This is a genomic window from Paenibacillus assamensis DSM 18201, assembly GCF_000422445.1.
GTDB lineage: Bacteria > Bacillota > Bacilli > Paenibacillales > Paenibacillaceae > Paenibacillus_B > Paenibacillus_B assamensis.
Genome location: NZ_AULU01000020.1, coordinates 51,920 through 66,800, shown reverse-complemented (window position 1 = coordinate 66,800; position 14,881 = coordinate 51,920). Strand labels below are relative to the sequence as shown.

Here is a 14,881-nt window from a genome sequence, read left to right as displayed (position 1 = left end):
AACGACGGAAAGAACAGGCATGAAGATTTTAGGTGTCGATTTAGGGTTGAAAATACCTGCGGTTGCAGTAACCGATGATGATAAGGTTTGTTTTTTTGGAAACGGACGAGAGAACAAGTACATGAAAAGAAAGGCTCGATCTATACGTACAAAACTAGGGAAACAAAAGAAGGTAAACGCAATCCGTAGGCTAAATGACAAAGAACAACGGTGGATGAAAGATAAAGATCACAAAGTGAGTCGCCAAATCGTTCATTTTGCAGTCGAAAATAAAGTTTCTGTCATTAGATTGGAACAGTTAGCGAATATAAGACAGACGACAAGAACAAGTCGTAAAAACGAAAAGAATCTACATACATGGTCTTTCTATCGCCTATCTTCTTATATCGAGTACAAGGCGAACTTAGCAGGAATCAAAGTGGAGTATGTGAATCCTGCCTATACTTCGCAAATATGTCCGAAATGTTCCGAAAAGAATAAAGCAATAGATAGAAGGTATATGTGCGCGTGTGGATTCAAGAAACATCGTGATGTGGTGGGTGCTATGAACATTCGTTATGCACCTGTGGTTGGCGGTAACAGTCAATCAGCCTAAGCATCTATATGATCTGGCTTAGGAGGGGCGATGGCACGCCCTAATCTTAGCAGTTGTCCAAAACAGGAAATGGACTGCGGACGCAAAACTAGTTAAGAATCCCAGTCACTATAGTGACCTTGCGGCTTTAGCCGTGGGAGTGTCAATTCTCTCGCTCTTCTATTTTAATAACAACGATGTTCGAACGAATACTATGGGAATCTGCTGAATCAGTTGGTCGATAGCTTACGGTGGCATAGTTTCTAATTTTGTGAGTCGACGGCAAGGCGACCTGCTTTACAGTGTAGGCAACCTCAGCGGATTGACCTGGTTCAAGGTTGAGCAGCGGAACACCGCTTGTTGGTTTTGACTTAGGATAGGACTTACTATTGATTTTCACACTTTTTGAAATGAATTTCGTTCCGTCTTCAAACATATTGGTTAAGGTAACATTTTCTAAAAGGACGTTGCTTGCATTAGTAACTTTAAAGGTGAAGATAAGATTATCTCCTACATACATAGACTTATTGGATGCTTTCTGTTTGACTTTAAGTGGGAAAGGAGAGCCTTTTATGACTTCTTTCTTTTTTTGCGGCGCTTGTAATCCAAAGTTTACTCCATTAGATGCAATATTTCCTTCTAACATAGGGCCATCTGCGACACTTCGATATTGAAACTTAGCAATCGCTTGATTGGAAATCGTGTCGTACTGTGTCTTCCTCGCTGGCATTTTCACTTTATACAACAAGATAATCGATTGTTCTGGAAGTATTGTGCCAACTGAAATGCCAAGGGCAGGATTGGTGTCAGGTGGGGCGAGTTCTCCATTTATACGCAAACTTTCGTAAATAAACAAGGTATGGTCTGCTAGAGTATCGATAATGATTACGGATTCAGCAGAGGTACTACCTATATTTTGAATAACAATGGAATATTGCAAGACTTGCTCTTCAAGTTCTTGTGATGGGCTAACATCCATTGTAACTTCCAATCTAGGTTGGTTAATTTCAATGCTAATTCCAGCAGCGTATAGGTTGTAAAAGTCACCTGTCGTACGGAATTGGAACATGGCAGATGTCTGACTATTGAAAAGGGATTGAGAAATATCCATATTTGATATATCCCATCGTCTGCTTCCAACGCTTTTTCTACCAATTTCATCTTTACTAAAATAGGGCATAGACGCTGTGTTATATGCGCTTGTACTGCGGGTGCTATCTCCTTGTAGTGCAGTGAAAAAATGATGTAGAACATCATTTGAATTCGTAAGGTCGATTGGATTCGCTGCTGCGTAGTCGAGCAGGTTTGAAGCAACCTCCTCCCGTTCCCCGATACACACAGCCAATTTCCCAGCAATCGGACCACTAAGGGGTGTGCCGAAGCCGCTTATCGCTGTCGTGACCGATGATGATGGATTTACGCGAACGCCTCCCACATTCAAACTTAAGTTTCTTAAAGGTAACGTTGGGTGTTCGTAGATTACACAAAGTGTCCAGCCGATTAACTTACATAATGTATCTGCTTGACGTATATTCGTCGAGTTTCCGTTTACAATATAAGCGCCTGAACCTCCTGCTTGAATAATATCGGTGACGTTCGCAGATCGGAAATATTCATTTTCTCCCATATAAGAGGCAGTGGCTGGATCTGGCTCAACGCGAAACTTTATTCCTTCTGGGGTAGTTAAATGAATAGGAGCCTCTATCGATGCACGCCAATTGTTTCCTAAGTGGTTAAAAGACCCTGCCCAAACGATTTCTGCGTACAGCACACGGCTCTCAGGAGGCAGAAGCAGCTCAGCTATGGAGCTCACACCAAGTGCATTTCCTGCAAAGGTCAGGTCACCAGAAGCGTTGCCAGAAAATCGAAGCATGAATGTCATAGTCAAACCTCCTTATTTAGCTGCACGTGGCCATCTCATAAATACATCCATTCATACATGTGCTTTCTGTTAAATACGTATGCGGCTAGATGGTGTAGATGCATGATTCCAACATACTTATTTCATTTAAATGTCTTTCGGGGTAGGAGGAATACGATCTGGCATTTAGCAGCACAATGAATAATGTTCATGCTCTTGTTGAGAATCCCTATACTGAAAAAGGTTCTCATTTTATAATGATTATAAATAGCTTGACAGATTGCATCGTCTAGTAAATAATAATGATTATAAAGTGAGTTCGGAAGCTGATTTAGCATGTCCAGAATTTACTCTATACTTATTAAAAATAAAACTATTAGTCAAAGGAGATATACAACATGTCACTAATCGGTACAGAAGTACAACCATTTAAAGCACAAGCATTCCAAAGCGGTAAATTCCTTGAAGTTACAGAGCAAAGCTTCAAAGGTCAATGGAGCGTAGTATGCTTCTACCCAGCTGACTTCACGTTTGTTTGCCCTACGGAACTTGAAGATTTGCAAAACCAATACGCAGAGTTGAAACAACTTGGCGTTGAAGTATATTCCGTATCTACAGATACTCATTTCACACATAAAGCTTGGCACGCAAGCTCTCCTGCAATCGGTAAGGTTGAGTACATCATGATCGGTGATCCATCCCACGTGATCTCCCGCAACTTCGATGTATTGATCGAGTCCGCTGGTCTTGCAGATCGTGGAACTTTCATCATCGACCCAGACGGTGTTATCCAAACTGTTGAAATCACTGCTGGTGGTATCGGCCGTGATGCAAGTGCACTAATCAGCAAAATCAAAGCAGCACAATACGTGCGCAACAACCCAGGTGAAGTTTGCCCAGCTAAATGGCAAGAAGGCAGCGAAACATTGAAGCCTAGCCTTGATCTTGTCGGCAAAATCTAAGGTGGGATTGTAAATGGCACTCGATCACGACATCAAACAGCAGCTAGCGCAATATCTTCAGCTCTTGGAAGGGGATATCGTTCTAAAGGTCAGTGCGGGCGATGATGCTGCATCTAAAGAGATGATGTCTCTTATAGCTGAGCTTGTCAGTATGTCCACAATGATTACAGTAGAAACAGCACAATTGCCTAGAACACCAAGCTTTAGTGTGAATCGTGTAGGTGAAGAGACCGGCGTATCTTTTGCAGGTACTCCACTCGGGCACGAGTTTACATCTTTAGTTTTGGCATTGCTTCAGGTAAGTGGAAGAGCTCCGAAAGTAGATCAGAGTGTCATCGATCAAATTAAGAGTATCGAAGGCGAGTATACGTTCGAATCTTATATTAGCCTAAGCTGTCACAACTGTCCTGATGTGGTACAAGCACTGAACTTGATGAGTATCTTTAATTCAGGCATTTCGCATACGATGATTGATGGGGCTGTATTCAAAGAAGAGGTAGAATCGAAGAACGTCATGGCTGTTCCAAGTATTTACCTCAATGGCGAGTTTTTCGAGAGCGGTCGTACGACAGTAGAAGAAATCCTTGCCAAGCTGGGTACTGCTCCAGATGCATCTGAGTTTGATAAAAAGGAACCGTATGATGTTCTCGTTGTCGGTGGCGGTCCAGCAGGAGCAAGTGCAGCTATATATGCAGCTCGCAAAGGGATCCGCACGGGTATTGTTGCTGATCGTTTCGGCGGTCAGGTCAATGATACTTTGGGCATCGAGAATTTCATTAGTGTGAAATACACAGAAGGTCCTAAACTTGTCGCTAGTATCGAAGAGCAAGTGAAAGAGTATGGCATCGATGTTATGAAAACTCAACGTGCGGCACGTTTAGACAAGAACGATTTCATTGAGATTGAACTTGAAAATGGGGCTGTTCTGAAGAGTAAGACAGTTATTATCTCAACGGGTGCTCGTTGGCGTAATATCGGTGTACCTGGGGAAACAGAATTCAAGAACAAAGGGGTAGCTTATTGCCCGCATTGTGATGGTCCACTGTTCGCAGGTAAAGATGTCGCGGTTGTTGGCGGTGGAAATTCTGGAGTTGAGGCAGCGATTGATCTCGCTGGTATTGTAAGACATGTAACGGTTCTTGAGTTCGCTCCAGAGCTCAAAGCCGATGCTGTTCTACAGGATCGCCTGTACAGCTTGCCAAATGTAACTGTTCTGAAAAATGTTCAAACGAAGGAACTAACGGGAACTGATAAGTTAAACGGAGTTTCTTATATCGAACGTGATTCAGGAGAAGTGAAGCATATCGAGCTGCAAGGTGTCTTCGTCCAGATAGGTCTTGTGCCAAATACAGATTGGTTAGCGGATACCGTTGAACGTACTCGTATAGGTGAAATCGTTGTAAATAGCCATGGGGCAACAAATATACCTGGTGTATTTGCTGCCGGCGATTGCACGAACAGTCCGTATAAACAGATCATCATTTCGATGGGGTCTGGTGCGACTGCTGCTCTAGGTGCGTTTGATTATTTGATACGTAACTAAGCGTGAAAAAGCCCTCACTTCTTATGAAGTGGGGGCTTTCGTTGTCTTTGTTTATTGTGTAGTAGAGTGTTGCACTATGGCATCAAACTTCACTACAAACTTACAGAAGTTATCTCCATCTGTACGGCAGCAAGTGCGAGTAATAGTATTTGCTTCTAACACATCTTTTAGCATATCCGTTTCGCAATGACAAGCGGTCTTGAATTCTCTCGCGACGGAAAGAATAGGGCAGTTGTACTCCACGATTTCGAATGTGTTGTTATTAACTTGGGAAAAGCCAGCCATATAGCCTTTCTCATTTTGAATCTTAACCATCTCAGATACTTTTTCAGATGCAGTTTTATTGTGCATTCTCATGTCGTATTCTTTCGTCATTCGATCTTGTCGCTTGTCAAATAGACGTTGAACTGCTTCTTCACCATAAAGCTCTCGAATATCCTGAAGAAACTCAATGCTAATTCCCTCATAATTTTTAGGAAAGAGAATTTCAGCTTTATCTGATAAAGAGTAAGTTAACATAGGTCGACCCATCGGCTGCTTGACTTCATTTGTTACAATTAGACCGTCTTTTTCTAGTACGGTAAGATGTTTTCTTACAGCCATATGCGTAATATCTAAAAGTTCAGTAAGTTCATTTACACTTAATACAACTTCTCTTTTTAACAAGTTAAGAATCTTATCTTTGGTACTTTTTATCGTCGTCTCCATTTAAGCATCCCCCCAGTGAACAAGCGGAGTGAAAAATCATGAATAATTTCCTAATCTAATGATTTCACTAACTATTATTCTATTTATTATACTATGAAGCTTAAAATATGAATAGGGATGCTGATTAGTTAGGGTTGACAGAATCGATGCATGTAAAGATTTGATTAGTATTGACTATAAGATCAGTTAGATAATATACTTATAAATATAAAAAGTATTATATCTGTATGCATTGGAGGGAGACAATGATGGATATTATCGTTTCTGAAAGCGCTGTTCGTTCCTTTCACAATGAATGGTCGCTAGAGGATGGACAATATGTAAGAATATATGCTAAGTATTCAGGTGGAAGCGACGATGCCTTTGCAATTGGGATAAACTCAAGTGCAGAACCCATTGATCCTACTTTCGTAAAATCAATAGGTGGCTACTTATTTTTTATCGAGCATAGTGACGCATGGATATTTAAAAATAAGGTGTTGAAGATAGATAGTAATGAAGAGGGAATCTACTTTAATTAAATGATACTTGAATATATTTACATAGAAAAGGAGAACGATGATGCAGCAGGAACAAACGAACGGAATTGTGGATATGATCATTATTGGTGGAGGCCCAGCAGGTATGTTTGCTGGATTTTATGCCGGAATGCGGAGTGCTAGTGCAAAACTATTAGATAGTATGCCTCAATTAGGCGGACAATTGGCAGCTCTATATCCAGAAAAATACATTTATGATGTAGCAGGATTCCCGAAAGTTACGGCACAAGAACTTGTAGATCGTTTGAAGGAGCAAATGAATGCTTTTCCGATAGATGTCCACCTGGAGGAGAAAGTTCTGCAAGTTATTAAAGAAGATGAGCGCCAATTTAAAGTTGTTACGAATAAAGGGGAGCATTTGGGACGTTCCGTTATTATTGCAGGAGGCGTAGGTTCCTTTGAACCACGTAAGCTGGATCTTCCTGAAGCGGCTGCGTTTGAAGGGAAAGGGCTGCATTACTTTATAGGGGATTTGCAGTCGTTCGCTGGTCAGGACGTAGTCATTTGCGGAGGTGGAGATTCTGCTGTAGATTGGTCGCTTATGCTGGAAGGTGTGGCGAAGAGCGTTACCCTTATTCATCGTAGAGACAAATTTAGAGCACATGAGCATAGCGTAGATAACTTGATGAAGTCGAGCGTTAACGTTCTCACTTTTATGGATGTAAGACAGCTTAATGGTGACGATCATCTCAAAGAGATTACAGTTGTAAACAATCGTACCGATGAAGAAAAACGCATTGTTTGTGATGCATTGATCGTGAACTACGGATTTGTCTCTTCTCTAGGCCCTGTTTCAGAGTGGGGACTGGATATAGAGAAAGGCTCTATTTGTGTCGATTCGAAAATGGAGACGAACATTCCAGGGATTTTCGCAGCAGGCGACATTACGACGTATCCTGGTAAGTTGAAGCTGATCGCTGTTGGATTGGGTGAAGCACCAACGGCGATCAATAACGCGAAGGTATATATTGATCCGAGTGCCAAGCTATCTCCGGGTCATAGCAGCAATATGAAGTTCTAGCGCTGACTTTATTAGCTAAATAATCTAGATTACATGATAGCAAGGAGTGTATTAATTGAATCATACTGCTGCCTTAGAAGACTTGCGGGATTAGTTCCCCCGCAAGTTTTTTTGTGTGCAAAAATAAGTAGGAATTGTTCTTTGTATATTTTGTAGCCGGCAGCCAGAAGTATGATGAAAAGGTGAGCGGAGAGCTTTGGATTGCACACGTAATGACTAAGATTGTTCATCCATTAAAGAGCCCGAAATATCTTGTAGATTCTATTACGGATCTATATCATTCACAAAATAAAGGGATCGACTATGCTCTGCAAAAATATCTTAGCGAACCTACACTTTTTCGTATAGCTTATGCCTTCGAGCAAAAAACAAAACTTAGAAAGATGCCAGATTTAAAGTGCTACATATATGATAGCTAGTTGCTATATATAAGGGGGCTGTGAACAGATAGTCATATGCTTCAGTCAACGCATTATTCATACCTTAGTCCATTGGACATTTCATCCAGACGATCCCAGTCTAACACGTATAGCTTTTTCTTTTCTTTACGAATGATATTCATCTCATTCAGCTTTACAATGACTCGATTGAGATGCCGCGGAGTCGTTCCTAGTAAAGAAGCAATCTCAGGAATATGCGGCGTCAGCATCTCTTTGCCGAACTCATTTTGGAGATGTGTCGTTAATAAATAACTCGCAAAACGCTCCTCTACAGAGGCTAACAAATTTATTCTTGAAGCTGTCGTGCAAGTCTGAAGCTTATAAGACAGATGTTTTAGCAGTTCATGTAAAAAGATAGGATTGGTCATCATTTCTGTTTCAACTGTACGCTTGTTAAGGAAGAGAAAAGTCGTCTGCTCAACCGCTTCAACCTGAGATTGAATCATAACCTGTTGGATCAGCTCAATATCGCCAAACACAGATAGTGGGTGGCAAAACCGCAGCAGTAAGGCTTTGCCTGTCTCAACGCTGGATGATACTTTTGTTTTTCCTGCAACTTGAAAGTAGATGCCATCCAGCTCTTCTCCTTCTCTGAGTACGAGCTCATTTGGCTCATACACACGAAGTTGTAGTGGCAAGGAGTTGGAATGGAATGGTACGAATACGTTATCAAGCTCATAGTTGACAAGATAATGTTGGATGGTATCGCGATCAGGAATAATTTTCATCGTTTTCTCCTCATTTGGGACATCTGTCCTTTTTATTATACAAGCAATTGATAAGATAAATAGTAAAAAACGAAGGAGAATGAACGATGAACATTGTTTTTGATTTGGATGGGACGATATGTTTTTCAGGAAAGCCGCTAAGTAACAAGATGATTCAAGCTCTCGATCTTCTAGTAAATGAAGGTCATGAAATTATGTTTGCCTCTGCAAGGCCGATTCGTGATCTGTTGCCTGTCATTCCTGAACATATGCATCATTATTCGCTGGTTGGTGGGAATGGGGCATTTGTCGCAAGGGGAGGAGAGATTCTCTCTACTGTGCATTTTGATAAGGCTATAGCAGATAGTCTGCTCCAGTTGATAAAGGAGTTTGAGGCTGCTTATTTAATAGATAGCAAATGGGATTATGCATACACAGGTGCTCAAGATCATCCAATACGACGAAATGTGGACCCTGAGCAAAGGGCGCACCATAGACATGTAACAGAGTTGGCTGAGATTGTGAAAATAGTCATTTTACATAGTCTTGATCAGCAACGTTTGTTAGGTGAATTGCAGCAGCTGCCGATTGTAATTAATATGCACGGAACTGAAGACATCATAGATATTAGCCCTGTAGGTGTTGATAAATGGGCAGGGCTGCAGGCCTTGGGACTACGGTCGCATGAATTTATCGCATTTGGCAACGATGCGAATGACATGTCTATGTTTAAGCACGCTCAGCGCTCTGTATGTGTAGGGAATCATCCTGAACTTGCGAGCATGGCAACGGAACAGGTTATTAATGATGAAGAACGAGTGGTTGATAAAATTAAACACTTATTTTACGAACATTTAGTCGTAGAGTAGATCGCAAGTTGCCTGTCCTTTTGTACGATGATGTATTTCACTTTCGTTAAGCTGAATAGCTGCTAGGATAATGGTTGTTGTTATCTAAAATAAATGGTTCATGTTATGCTTTTAGACAGAATTCGCTATAATGGATACAGTGATTTAGGAAAGGAATGCAATCATAATGAAAGTCATCGTAGTAGGAGCAGGAATTCTAGGGGCGTCTACCGCATACCACTTAGCAAAAATGGGTGCAGAGGTTCTGGTCGTAGACCGTAAAGATAAAGGACAAGCTACGGATGCAGCTGCTGGTATCATATGCCCGTGGCTAACACAACGACGCAATCAAGCTTGGTACCGCCTAGCGAAGGCTGGTGCACGTTTTTATCCTGAATTGATTGAACAACTCAAAAGCGAGGGTGAGACGCAGACGGGTTATGCTCAAGTTGGCTCACTGAGTCTTCATCATGATTTGGACAAAATAAACAAAATGGAAGAGCGAGCTCATCTCCGAAGAGAGGATGCACCAGAAATCGGGGAGATAACTCTTCTAGATGAAAATGAAACTCGTGAGCGGTTTCCTCTGTTGGCAGAAGGATATCATGCTGTGCACATTAGCGGTGCTGCCAGGGTAGATGGCCGTGCACTGAGAGATGCACTATTGCAATCTGCTCAAAGAAACGGGGCTACCCTCATCGATGGGGATGCCACGCTGCAATATCAGCTGAATCGTGTCTCTGGAGTAAAAGTAGGTGCAGAAAGCTACACGGCTGACATGGTCGTCGTTTGTGCGGGTGCATGGGCGAAGCCACTTCTACAGCCTTTAGGTATAAACTTTAAGGTTACTTTTCAAAAAGCGCAAATTATGCATGTACAGGTTCAAGATGGACATGAGACTAGCACTTGGCCTGTCGTGATGCCACCATCTGATCAATATTTGTTAGCGTTTGACCATCAGAAGATCGTCATGGGGGCAACGCATGAAGATGATGTAGAAAGCTATGATACAAGAATAACAGCTGGCGGCATGCAGGAAGTTCTGAATAAAGGATTAACCTTGGCGCCTGGGTTGGCTAACAGCACGTTTGAAGAGGTACGCGTCGGCTTTCGACCGTTTACCCCTGGTTTTCTTCCGGTTATCGGGGCGTTTCCTGAATGGGCTGGTGTTATCGCTGCGAATGGTCTTGGTTCGTCTGGATTAACCATGGGCCCGTATATCGGTATGCAGCTCGCAAAAATGGCTTTAGGAATAGACCCGGATATCGATATAAATGATTACGAAATTCGAACAGCATTGGAATAAGGTTAAAGTTGTGAAAAGCAGAAGCAGATCTTCTGCTTTCTTATTTTCTCTTTTTATAAGAAAATTACGCCACAATTGCTCTAGTTGATGGTGTTATACCTCATGAGACCCAATCATGAGAGGAAGTATAACTATGAAAGCGACAATGAAAGTAGCATTTGCGACAATCAGCGGCTTACTGCTGTTCAGTTCTATGAATCTAGCTGCCGAGGCAACCTCGTCAACGTCTGGAAGCAATATGAAGTGGAAGGAAACAGCGGCCAGGCCAAAATCTGAATCTTTCAATACAAAAGTACATATATCATCAATTTCCACTTTAAAAGCAAAAGTATGTCCTCACTGTTTAATGGAGAAAGCATATTTTCGTAAGATTTGGCATCATATAAATGTTTCGGCATGCCCCTATCATGGTTGTTTATTAATCGATAAATGTTTAAATTGTGGTAAATCAATTACATGGCAAATTGCAAACATTCTAAAGTGTAATTGTGGCTTCGCTCATAAGTTAGCAGAATCAAACATTGCTTCTATTGAGTGTATAATGCTCTCCACCTTGGTGTATCAGAAAGTGGGACTTATTACGAAAAGACCAATAGAGTTAAATAATTTCTTTATTGATGCAGAATTAAGCGAATTCGACGATACATTTTTCTTATTAGCTTCATTTGTAGGAGAATTACGATCTAGATCACAATTCACGAGATTGAAAGCCTCAATTAATGAAATTGCAAGCATCCAAACACGTGTTATGGATATTTTAATAAACTGGCCAATGGGTTTTCACCAGTTCTTAAATGAAATAAGAACGAAATCTGACGAAGATAATGTTGAAAGGATGCTAAGTAGTTTTGGGAATTTTTATATTCAGTTGAAGAGAGATCGAAGAAACAATTTTTTATTTTTGGCAAAGGAGTTCATAAACTACCTCTTCATTAATAAAAGTTCTTTTTGTGCGCAAATTTCTCCAGAATCGTTAATCAATTTGAGATACTGACTTTAACTGGTCAGAATGCTTTGAAGTATTTTGGCGTCACAAGAAGGACGTTGATTAATTTAATCAAAGCTTGCGAAGTTTCCAGTGCTTTATCAAGTTCAATCTGGCACCTGGTGATCTCTCCAATTTTAATTCTTGCCCAGGCCGTTCGTAGCATCGATCATGTCCAGTTCATCGAGCAGACCTTGCATTGTATAGCGCTGGAAGAGCTTTTTCGCGCAGTAGCAATTCTGGCATATCCATCTTTCTTAAAACTTCCCCGTACTTCTTTTCGAGTTTTAGAACGATTTCTTCTATGCGCACGCAGAAACATAAGCTTCGCTCCCTTGTATCGTTTACATGATTTACCACGTCTGCTACACCCATGTTTTAAGGGTAGGAACCTCGGGAGGTTCCTAGGCATAGGTACGTTGAGAAAACTCTTGCGGAACAGACTTCGGCTCCTCAAATTAAGTATCATAAAATCACTTTGACACCTATAAACTAATTGGAGAGTCTAGTTTATTAAAATCTCTATCAGCCAAACTAAACGACAATTTAATTACATTATCTTCTCTCTTAAATCTTACTAAGTAATTGCCAATTTCTAATTTTAAATAAATCCCTGACATATACTCAGATCCATCTGGTTCTAAATCCCCCCCTGTAGTATCTTCTCCTGCACCGACATATATATGCCCTGAAGGAGCCTTCATATACAGTGAACCATCACAATCACTCATACTATCTAATATGTCAACACTATAAGCCCCATCGCTACCTAAGCCTAAAAATATAATATTTCCTTGATTTATTTCATCAAGCTCATCTTCAGGTATACTCCACCAATCTGGTGAATCATTTATTCTATGCTTTATAGCCTCTAGATCAAAAACAGCCAGAGTTGCAGTATCCGTTGAAAATGAAAATTTTGCAGTCTGCATTTACTTTCCCTCCATTATCCACATTTAAAAGCTCTTACTTGTTTAGCCCTATCTTTTACATAAATACCAACAAATGACTTTATTGTTTTTATAGCCTCAGACTTAGAAGTAACTTGGCTAAGTCTCTCTGACAAAATTTTATGCGCTACAGAACTAGCCCCCCTGACTGCCCTACAGGTAATTTTACCCCAGTAGGGTGAGGCCCTGTAACTAGCGGCTAAACCTAACGGGTGAACGACGAATAAGTGGATAAATAACGCATAAGAATAAGGGTTTTGGTCCAATTGTGTCGAAATTATATGCAAAGGAAACCTCGAAAATCAATTGATCATGCCAAGCGATTTTTTTTGCCCTTCGGTGAAAAGCTGGACGAAGAAAATCGCTGGGTTCCGTTGGGGCGATGGTCCTAGCTTGATGGCGATGTGGTAGTCATGCGTTTGTGGATGGTGTCAGCTACGCTGGTACTACCCCAAAAAAGAAGCATTTCGACTGAATTGAATAAGAAAATGCAAACCTTCTGAGGGAAAGCTTTCCAAAACCCCTGGGACGGTTATTTGTTATACCTTTTTAAGTATACCATTGCTGAATTAAACCTTTAAGATTTAAATATAGACAAGCTATTAGCAAGAATAGCTTAATGACTGTGACGTCATTTTCGAGAGATAACAGTTCCTTTAGGCTTAGTTTTATTTTGGTCAAGACCCTATTTAGTGGACAATTAAGAAACACTACTGCCAACAAGCTGATTTCGGTATTGTACCGGAGTTAGCTTGTTTAATTTTCTTTGTGGACGGCTGTTGTTATAAAAATAGATGTAGCTCTCAATTCTCATTTGTGCTTCTTCGACGGTTCGAATATTATAAGGGTAGAGACCTTCCACTTTTAAGTGTGAGAAGAAACTCTCCATTGAGGCATTGTCATAACAATTGTCTCGTCGTGACATGCTGATTTGGGCTCCAACCTCGTTACAGAGCTCTGTAACACTAAAGCTTTCACGGAGCTCATGGACGAGCCTATGCTTCTCTGGTACACCTCCGCCTTCGTAATGGCCAACCACTTTTTTAGGACAGCATTCTCCATCTCTAAACGTTTGATGTAGCGACTTTCATCCATGTACTGCTCTCTTTTTCCACGATGATCCATAGGTCCAAAATCGCCCATATGATTGTTCTTACGCATCCAATGCTTTAGCCGTCCAATGTCGGCTATCTCTAGTTCCTCTGCCACTTTCTTTTTGGTCATCCCTCTAAGCCGCATTTCAATTGCTCTCTTCTTCGTCTCGAAGCTGTATGAAACGAATGTTTGCCCCTTCTTCGCCATAACAAAAGCACCCCCTATAGGTTTTCATCGGTTGTAACACCAGGGGTGTTTATCCAATGTCCACTATAAGGGGTGCACTCCAATTGGAATGGGGATTTTTGAGTCGTCAGTAACGAGCGCTTGTTCATAAAGCGGAGTCAAAATTCAATTTAGCGAATAACTTGATGTCATTTTGGTGTTGACCTTGCCCTTAGGGGAAAGTGTACAGTGAAATGGCAGCAAGTTCCGATAGCGATGCAACAAGTAGCTCAGTACAAAAGAGAGAACGGAGGAGATCTAGTGCTGTCGATTGGTGAATTCTCGAAAATATGCGAAGTCTCTACAAAAACGCTTCGCTACTACGCGGAGATGGGCTTAATTCAACCGGAGGAGATTAACCCAGAGAACGGTTATCGATATTACTCCATCAAGCAGCTCAAAACAATGCTCTTTATTACTCGCATGAAATCGTATCACTTTTCGCTCGAAGAAATCAAAGCTATTCTGGAGTTGGAAGAGGATGTAGCAGAAGAGAAACTTTGCTCTGTTCTTCATCGAAAGAAAAGAGAAATACAAGATAGGCTGCATGCGATGGAGTACACTTTAACGCAAATGACTAGTGATATTTTAAATTTAGAAAAGGGCATTCCGATTATGGCCTATCTAGATCAAATAAACGTACAACTTGTAGAGTCCCAGCCAATGAATATTTTATATTTACGCAAAATGATGAGTAGGGAAGACTACACTACTGGATATGGTATGTATTTTAACAGCTTGTATGAAAAGATTGCGACTGAACAACTAATGATGCTAGGTTCGCCGATGACAATTTATCATAGTCCAGAATTCAATCCATCAGGGAATGATACGGAATTTGCGATTCCCATTAAAGAAGCGATAAAGGGAACGAGAGTTTTACCTGCTGGTCTTTGTGCAAAGACGGTTTTAACTGGAGCATATGCAGAGTTGACATCGATCTACGCTAGGCTGAGAGAATGGATAGAACATGAAAACTATGAATTGGTGGATTCACCCTATGAAATCTATGTAACCGATCCCAAACAGGGTGCAGCACCTGAGGAGATGGTCACAGAGGTGTATTTCCCTGTAAGGAAAAAAATAGCCGCACGACCTAAGACACTTGAGTCCTGAA

Annotated in this window: 15 protein-coding genes and 1 pseudogene; 9 read left to right on the top strand and 7 right to left on the bottom strand. The window is 41.1% G+C overall.

Going from position 1 to position 14,881, the window contains the following annotated elements; genetic code table 11:
- The coding region (locus H580_RS0112195) for an RNA-guided endonuclease TnpB family protein (RefSeq protein ID WP_028595042.1) at window positions 1-595 on the top strand (595 nt) is incomplete at its 5' end.
- Between the two features lie 142 nt (window positions 596-737).
- Here the strand turns inward: H580_RS0112195 and H580_RS0112190 are convergent.
- Complete coding sequence (locus tag H580_RS0112190; protein ID WP_028595041.1) at window positions 738-2,456, bottom strand: DUF7507 domain-containing protein; 1,719 nt, start codon at window positions 2,454-2,456, stop codon at window positions 738-740.
- Between the two features lie 377 nt (window positions 2,457-2,833).
- On the opposite strand from H580_RS0112190, the gene ahpC reads away from it, so the two are divergent.
- Both ahpC and ahpF read left to right on the top strand, forming a co-directional pair.
- The gene (gene ahpC, locus H580_RS0112185) at window positions 2,834-3,397 is read left to right on the top strand and encodes an alkyl hydroperoxide reductase subunit C (protein WP_028595040.1); all 564 of its coding nucleotides are present in this window, start codon (window positions 2,834-2,836) and stop codon (window positions 3,395-3,397) included.
- Between the two features lie 13 nt (window positions 3,398-3,410).
- Window positions 3,411-4,940, top strand: coding sequence for an alkyl hydroperoxide reductase subunit F (gene ahpF / locus H580_RS0112180; RefSeq protein WP_028595039.1), 1,530 nt, complete (start codon window positions 3,411-3,413; stop codon window positions 4,938-4,940).
- 51 nt (window positions 4,941-4,991) lie between these two features.
- On the opposite strand, the gene H580_RS0112175 is transcribed toward ahpF, so the two are convergent.
- Window positions 4,992-5,648, bottom strand: a complete 657-nt coding sequence (locus tag H580_RS0112175) for a helix-turn-helix transcriptional regulator (RefSeq protein ID WP_028595038.1) — start codon at window positions 5,646-5,648, stop codon at window positions 4,992-4,994.
- A gap of 245 nt (window positions 5,649-5,893) precedes the next feature.
- Here H580_RS0112175 and H580_RS0112170 point away from each other — a divergent pair, with 245 nt between their 5' ends.
- Together H580_RS0112170 and H580_RS0112165 are read left to right on the top strand one after the other, a co-directional pair.
- A complete protein-coding gene (locus H580_RS0112170; protein ID WP_051217433.1) occupies window positions 5,894-6,169 on the top strand; it encodes a HesB/YadR/YfhF family protein in 276 nt (91 codons plus the stop codon).
- A 40-nt stretch (window positions 6,170-6,209) separates the two neighbouring features.
- Window positions 6,210-7,208, top strand: a complete 999-nt coding sequence (locus tag H580_RS0112165; protein WP_425414129.1) for an NAD(P)/FAD-dependent oxidoreductase — start codon at window positions 6,210-6,212, stop codon at window positions 7,206-7,208.
- Between the two features lie 472 nt (window positions 7,209-7,680).
- Here H580_RS0112165 and H580_RS0112155 read toward each other — a convergent pair whose 3' ends face one another.
- Window positions 7,681-8,376 carry a Crp/Fnr family transcriptional regulator gene (locus H580_RS0112155; RefSeq protein WP_028595034.1) on the bottom strand — a complete coding sequence of 232 codons (696 nt, stop codon included), beginning with the start codon at window positions 8,374-8,376 and terminating at the stop codon, window positions 7,681-7,683.
- Between the two features lie 86 nt (window positions 8,377-8,462).
- Between H580_RS0112155 and H580_RS0112150 the strand changes: the two genes are divergently transcribed.
- From H580_RS0112150 to H580_RS0112140, 3 genes are all read left to right on the top strand, one after another.
- Window positions 8,463-9,224 (top strand): HAD-IIB family hydrolase, encoded by a 762-nt coding sequence (locus H580_RS0112150; protein ID WP_028595033.1) that lies wholly within the window; start codon window positions 8,463-8,465, stop codon window positions 9,222-9,224.
- Between the two features lie 163 nt (window positions 9,225-9,387).
- Window positions 9,388-10,509 carry an NAD(P)/FAD-dependent oxidoreductase gene (locus H580_RS0112145; protein WP_028595032.1) on the top strand — a complete coding sequence of 374 codons (1,122 nt, stop codon included), beginning with the start codon at window positions 9,388-9,390 and terminating at the stop codon, window positions 10,507-10,509.
- A gap of 133 nt (window positions 10,510-10,642) precedes the next feature.
- The gene (locus tag H580_RS0112140) at window positions 10,643-11,503 is read left to right on the top strand and encodes a TniQ family protein (RefSeq protein WP_028595031.1); all 861 of its coding nucleotides are present in this window, start codon (window positions 10,643-10,645) and stop codon (window positions 11,501-11,503) included.
- 10 nt (window positions 11,504-11,513) lie between these two features.
- Here H580_RS0112140 and H580_RS27005 read toward each other — a convergent pair.
- The 4 genes and pseudogenes from H580_RS27005 to H580_RS26665 all read right to left on the bottom strand — a co-directional run.
- A pseudogene (locus H580_RS27005) lies at window positions 11,514-11,718 on the bottom strand (hypothetical protein); the annotation flags it as partial.
- A 261-nt stretch (window positions 11,719-11,979) separates the two neighbouring features.
- On the bottom strand, window positions 11,980-12,426 hold the full coding sequence (locus tag H580_RS0112135; RefSeq protein WP_028595030.1) for a DUF6386 family protein: 447 nt from the start codon (window positions 12,424-12,426) through the stop codon (window positions 11,980-11,982).
- 718 nt (window positions 12,427-13,144) lie between these two features.
- On the bottom strand, window positions 13,145-13,333 hold the full coding sequence (locus H580_RS25890; RefSeq protein WP_245583558.1) for an IS3 family transposase: 189 nt from the start codon (window positions 13,331-13,333) through the stop codon (window positions 13,145-13,147).
- Window positions 13,309-13,746 (bottom strand): transposase, encoded by a 438-nt coding sequence (locus tag H580_RS26665; protein WP_245583557.1) that lies wholly within the window; start codon window positions 13,744-13,746, stop codon window positions 13,309-13,311. The genes H580_RS25890 and H580_RS26665 overlap by 25 nt, the downstream gene beginning before the upstream one ends.
- Before the next feature lie 279 nt (window positions 13,747-14,025).
- Between H580_RS26665 and H580_RS0112125 the strand changes: the two genes are divergently transcribed.
- A complete protein-coding gene (locus H580_RS0112125) occupies window positions 14,026-14,880 on the top strand; it encodes a MerR family transcriptional regulator (protein WP_028595029.1) in 855 nt (284 codons plus the stop codon).
- Window position 14,881 lies beyond the last annotated feature (1 nt).

Bases quoted from the DNA above. Each gene is read 5' to 3' on its own strand.
- H580_RS0112190 (WP_028595041.1), bottom strand. From the start codon at position 2,456: ATGACATTCATGCTTCGATTTTCTGGCAACGCTTCTGGTGACCTGACC.
- ahpC (WP_028595040.1), top strand. From the start codon at position 2,834: ATGTCACTAATCGGTACAGAAGTACAACCATTTAAAGCACAAGCATTC.
- ahpF (WP_028595039.1), top strand. From the start codon at position 3,411: ATGGCACTCGATCACGACATCAAACAGCAGCTAGCGCAATATCTTCAG.
- H580_RS0112175 (WP_028595038.1), bottom strand. From the start codon at position 5,648: ATGGAGACGACGATAAAAAGTACCAAAGATAAGATTCTTAACTTGTTA.
- H580_RS0112170 (WP_051217433.1), top strand. From the start codon at position 5,894: ATGATGGATATTATCGTTTCTGAAAGCGCTGTTCGTTCCTTTCACAAT.
- H580_RS0112165 (WP_425414129.1), top strand. From the start codon at position 6,210: ATGCAGCAGGAACAAACGAACGGAATTGTGGATATGATCATTATTGGT.
- H580_RS0112155 (WP_028595034.1), bottom strand. From the start codon at position 8,376: ATGAAAATTATTCCTGATCGCGATACCATCCAACATTATCTTGTCAAC.
- H580_RS0112150 (WP_028595033.1), top strand. From the start codon at position 8,463: ATGAACATTGTTTTTGATTTGGATGGGACGATATGTTTTTCAGGAAAG.
- H580_RS0112140 (WP_028595031.1), top strand. From the start codon at position 10,643: ATGAAAGCGACAATGAAAGTAGCATTTGCGACAATCAGCGGCTTACTG.
- H580_RS0112135 (WP_028595030.1), bottom strand. From the start codon at position 12,426: ATGCAGACTGCAAAATTTTCATTTTCAACGGATACTGCAACTCTGGCT.
- H580_RS25890 (WP_245583558.1), bottom strand. From the start codon at position 13,333: ATGGAGAGTTTCTTCTCACACTTAAAAGTGGAAGGTCTCTACCCTTAT.
- H580_RS26665 (WP_245583557.1), bottom strand. From the start codon at position 13,746: ATGGCGAAGAAGGGGCAAACATTCGTTTCATACAGCTTCGAGACGAAG.